The following is a 4,296-nucleotide window of genomic DNA, read 5'->3' on the forward strand; positions in this document are numbered from 1 at the left end:
GGCCGGCGCCCCCCCCCGCGCCGCCGCCGGGGGGGGGGGGCGGGGCGGGGGGGGGGGGGGGGGGCCCCCCGGGGGGGCCCCCCCCCTGGCCCGCCGGTCCCGCCCCGGGGGGGCGGCCCCGCCGCCCAAGCGGGCGGCGGTATAGCGGGGAGGGGACGCGGCCCCGCCGCCCAAGTGGGCGGCGGTATAGCGGGGAGGGGACGAGGCCCCGCCGCCCAAGGGGGCTGACGGTGGTGGGAGGGGCGGGCGGCCTCGGCGCACAAAGGGGCTACGGGGGTGGGGTGTGGTGGGGAGGGGGTTAGGCCAAGGGGGTTGGGAGGGGTGGGGTTTTGGGGTGGGGTGGGGGCGGGGGGTTGAGGATGGAGGGGTGTTGAGTCGTGGGGTGGTGCGGGCGCATTTGGTGGCGGCGAGGCTGGCGGGGGTGGTGGGGACTCAGCGGGAGGAGAGTCTGCGGCGGTATCGGTTGTTCGGGGAGGGGGACCCGAGGGTTCTGCTGGGATTGGAGCCTCAAGGGGACTGGGGCGAGGGGGAGTTGGTGGGGCTGATGGCGGAGAAGTGTGGGGTGTCGGAGGACCTGACGTACCGGCGGGGACCCGATGTCATCGATCCTGAGCGGACGTTGGACGCGCTCGACGCCTTCGCGGAGAAGATCGGGGAGGCGGCCGGGAGAGGGCTGCCGGTGCTGTTCGGGACCGGTCATCCGCACCGTTTGGTCGAGTTCTACGCCGAGTTGGCAGACGCCTTGTCGGCGGCGGGGTGTGAAGTGCTCACCTCCGCGCAGGGGCAGCGTGTCGACATAACGACCCGGTTCGGCGTACGCACGTACAACCTTGACTACGTACGGGGAGTCGCGCTGATGCGCGAACCCGGCGCACGGGGTCCCGTGAGTGAGACCGGCGTGCACTCCCATTCCCCACTGCCGGTTCGGGTGGTTCTGGAGGCCGCCGCAGGGGGTTCCGGGCCACTTCCCGGGCTGGTTGTGGGAGATCACGGATGGGTCTGCGGTGCAGGTCAGCTAGGGTTTGAGGCGATTGGTCTTGCCGATGTGGACGACCCCGCGCTGTTCGTCGGGGAGGAGGAGGGGCGGGTGTCCGTGGCCGTTCCACTTGATGACGGTGTGCGGTCTGATTACTACCGACCGCTTACTCGCTATGTACTCAATCGAGCGTGTCTGTCACGGTAGCGGGCCGATCGCATCTCCTCTTCCCCACTCGCATCACACGCCCCTAGTCTGGGGAGTGAGCGCACAGCGACGAAGAGTCACCGGAAGGGGAAGCCGGTGCGCGTCATGTGCGGAAGGTACAGGTGGGTCATGACTGCTTCAGGCGAGAGGCCTCTCAACGAGGTCAAGTTTCTGACCGTGGCGGAAGTCGCCTCGGTGATGCGAGTGTCGAAGATGACCGTGTACCGCTTGGTGCACAGTGGTCATCTGCCGGCGATCCGGGTGGGCAGGTCCTTCCGGGTCCCGGAGCAAGCGGTTCACGAGTACCTCCGGGAGTCCTTCGTGGGGGTGGAGACGACGGCCTAGACCCTCGGATTACGTCACTCACCCGGTGGCGGGTAGGCTAGGCCCTTGTAGGTCGTGTGGGCCCAGACGCCCCGCACCAGTGAGAAGAAGCGAGGGTTGTCGTGGGCTCTGTTATCAAGAAGCGCCGTAAGCGGATGGCGAAGAAGAAGCACCGCAAGCTGCTGAAGCGCACTCGCGTTCAGCGTCGCAACAAGAAGTAAGCGACAGCTGACGCAGTACCTGAAGGCCCTCCCGCCAGCAATGGCGGGAGGGCCTTCATGCGTTGCGTTGCAGCCCGGCCTGCCCCTCCCTGTCACTTCGAGTGCCGCTCGGTCATCACAGCGCAACACACAGGCGTTACGGTGGCCATCGAAGGGGGACCCGGGGGAGTCCGGGACACCCCGGGGGCTTCGAGGGGAAGGCGCGGATCTTGGGCAAGGTCGTGCTCGTCACAGGTGTGGCCCGGCAGCTGGGCGGCCGTTTCGTGCGGCGGGTGCAGCGGGATCCCGAGGTGGACCGGGTGATCGGGGTCGACGCGGTGCCTCCCGAGCATCACATCGGGGGAGCGGATTTCGTACGGGCGGACATCCGGCAGCCCGCGATCGCCCGCGTTCTCGCCGAGTACGGCGTCGATACGGTCGTGCACATGGATGTGACCGGCACCCCGCTGGCCGGTGGCGGCGGCCGGGCGACCGTGAAAGAGACCAATGTCATCGGCACCATGCAGCTGCTCGGCGCCTGCCAGAAGTCGCCGACGGTGCAGCGCCTGGTGGTGAAGTCCAGTACCAGTGTGTACGGCTCCGCGCCGCGCGATCCCGCCGTCTTCACCGAGTCGACTTCGGCCAAGTCGCTGCCCAGCGGTGGCTTCGCCAAGGACGCCGTCGAGGTCGAGGGGTACGTCCGCGGGTTCGCCAGGCGGCGCCCGGACGTGGCGGTGTGCGTGCTCAGGTTCGCGAACATCCTCGGGCCGCGGGCCGACACCCCGCTCGCCGACTACTTCTCGCTGCCGGCCCTGCCCACGGTCCTGGGGTACGACCCCAGGCTTCAGTTCGTGCACGAGGACGACGTGGTGGAGGTGCTGCGGATCGCCGCGCACGAGCCGAGGCGCGGGACGCTGAACAGCGGGACCTTCAACATCGCCGGTGACGGGGTGCTGCTGCTCTCGCAGTGCGCGCGCAGGCTTGGGCGGCCGACCGTGCCGTTCCTGCTGCCCGCCGTGCGCTGGGTGGGCTCGGCGCTGCGGACGGTCGGAATGAGCGACTTCTCGCCCGAGCAGATCCGGCTGCTGACCCATGGCCGGGTGGTGCGGACCTCGCAGATGCGCGAGACGCTCGGCTTCGAGCCCAAGTACACGACGGCGGAGGCCTTCGCGGACTTCGCCCGCAGCCGGGGCTCCGGACTGCTCCCGCCCGAGCTGCTCGCCCGTACCGTGGACAACGCGGCGGAGCGGGTGGCCGCCGTCGCCGACTTCGTACGTACGGAACCTGCTCCCGCCACCGATCCTGCGGCACCCGCCGGTTCCGCAGCACCCGCCGACTCCAAGGAGCGCATCTGACATGGCCGACGCCAAGGTCATCCCCTTCGGTGACGAGCCGCGCCAGCGGCGCGGGACGGGGACAGCGCGGCCGGGGAAACGGGGCACGGGGCGCGGGAAGGGCGGTGCCGGGGGTGGCGCCCTGGCGCCCGTACCGGAGCAGCAGGGGACCTCTCCGGAGGCCCCGGAGGCGGTCGAGGCTCCTGTTGCGGAAGAGACGCAGCGGGGCGGCTGGGAGCGGCGGATCGCGGGCGGGCTGTCCTTCCTGCGGCGGCGGATCACCGGGGACTACGAGGTCGACGAGTTCGGGTACGACCGTGAGCTCACCGATCAGGTCCTGATGTCGATGATCCGGCCGTTCTACGAGAAGTACTTCCGGGTGGAAGTGAAGGGCATCGAGAACATCCCGGCCGAGGGCGGGGCGCTGATCGTCGCCAACCACTCAGGGACGCTGCCGCTGGACGGGCTGATGCTCCAGGCCGCGGTGCACGACGAGCATCCGGCGGGACGGCATCTGCGGCTGCTGGCCGCCGACCTGGTCTTCGTGCTCCCGGTGGTGAACGAGCTGGCCCGCAAGGCCGGGCACACCCTGGCGTGTGCGGAGGACGCGCAGGCGCTGCTTCAGCGGGGTGAGCTGGTGGGGGTGATGCCGGAGGGGTTCAAGGGCATCGGGAAGCCGTTCAGCGACCGGTACAAGCTGCAGCGGTTCGGACGGGGCGGCTTTGTGTCGACGGCGATGCGGGCGGGAGCGCCGATCGTGCCGTGCTCGATCGTGGGGGCCGAGGAGATCTACCCGATGATCGGCAACTCGAAGACCCTCGCCAGGGTGCTGGGACTTCCGTACTTCCCCATCACGCCGACTTTTCCGTTGCTGGGGCCGCTGGGGGCGGTGCCGTTGCCGACGAAGTGGACGATCCAGTTCGGCGAGCCGATCGAGACCTCCGGGTATTCGGCGGAGGCGGCCGAGGACCCGATGCTGATGTTCAACCTGACGGACCAGGTGCGGGAGCAGATCCAGCACACGCTGTACAAGCTGCTGGTGCAGCGGAGGTCGGTGTTCTTCTGAGCCCGGGTGTTCTTCGAGGCCGGATGTTCTTCTGGATCCGGGTGTTCTTCGAGGCCGGCTTTCTGCCGGAGGGTGTGCGTGGGGGGGGGGGGGGGGGGGGGGGGGGGGGGGGGGGGGGGGGGGGGGGGGGGGGCGGGGCGCGGAGGGGGGGGGGGGGGGGGAGAGACTAGAGCAGTAGGGGCCAGCGCC

Annotated in this window: 5 protein-coding genes; all 5 read left to right on the forward strand. The window is 70.0% G+C overall.

Annotation, left to right across the window (positions count from 1 at the left end):
• The first annotated feature begins 367 nt into the window (after nt 1-367).
• The 5 genes from ACIA73_RS33995 (at nt 368) to ACIA73_RS34015 (ending at nt 4,107) form a co-directional block, all read left to right on the forward strand.
• Complete coding sequence (locus ACIA73_RS33995) at nt 368-1,183, forward strand: phosphatase (RefSeq protein ID WP_399442774.1); 816 nt, start codon at nt 368-370, stop codon at nt 1,181-1,183.
• Between the two features lie 129 nt (nt 1,184-1,312).
• Complete coding sequence (locus ACIA73_RS34000) at nt 1,313-1,528, forward strand: helix-turn-helix domain-containing protein (RefSeq protein WP_399442775.1); 216 nt, start codon at nt 1,313-1,315, stop codon at nt 1,526-1,528.
• Nucleotides 1,529-1,629: 101 nt separating this feature from the next.
• On the forward strand, nt 1,630-1,728 hold the full coding sequence (locus tag ACIA73_RS34005; RefSeq protein ID WP_003948845.1) for a 30S ribosomal protein bS22: 99 nt from the start codon (nt 1,630-1,632) through the stop codon (nt 1,726-1,728).
• 209 nt (nt 1,729-1,937) lie between these two features.
• Nucleotides 1,938-3,062, forward strand: coding sequence for an NAD-dependent epimerase/dehydratase family protein (locus tag ACIA73_RS34010; protein WP_399442776.1), 1,125 nt, complete (start codon nt 1,938-1,940; stop codon nt 3,060-3,062).
• 1 nt (nt 3,063) lies between these two features.
• Nucleotides 3,064-4,107, forward strand: coding sequence for a lysophospholipid acyltransferase family protein (locus tag ACIA73_RS34015; protein WP_399442777.1), 1,044 nt, complete (start codon nt 3,064-3,066; stop codon nt 4,105-4,107).
• Nucleotides 4,108-4,296: the final 189 nt, after the last annotated feature.

It is taken from the genome of Streptomyces sp. NPDC051561, from assembly GCF_044454195.1.
Classification (GTDB): domain Bacteria; phylum Actinomycetota; class Actinomycetes; order Streptomycetales; family Streptomycetaceae; genus Streptomyces.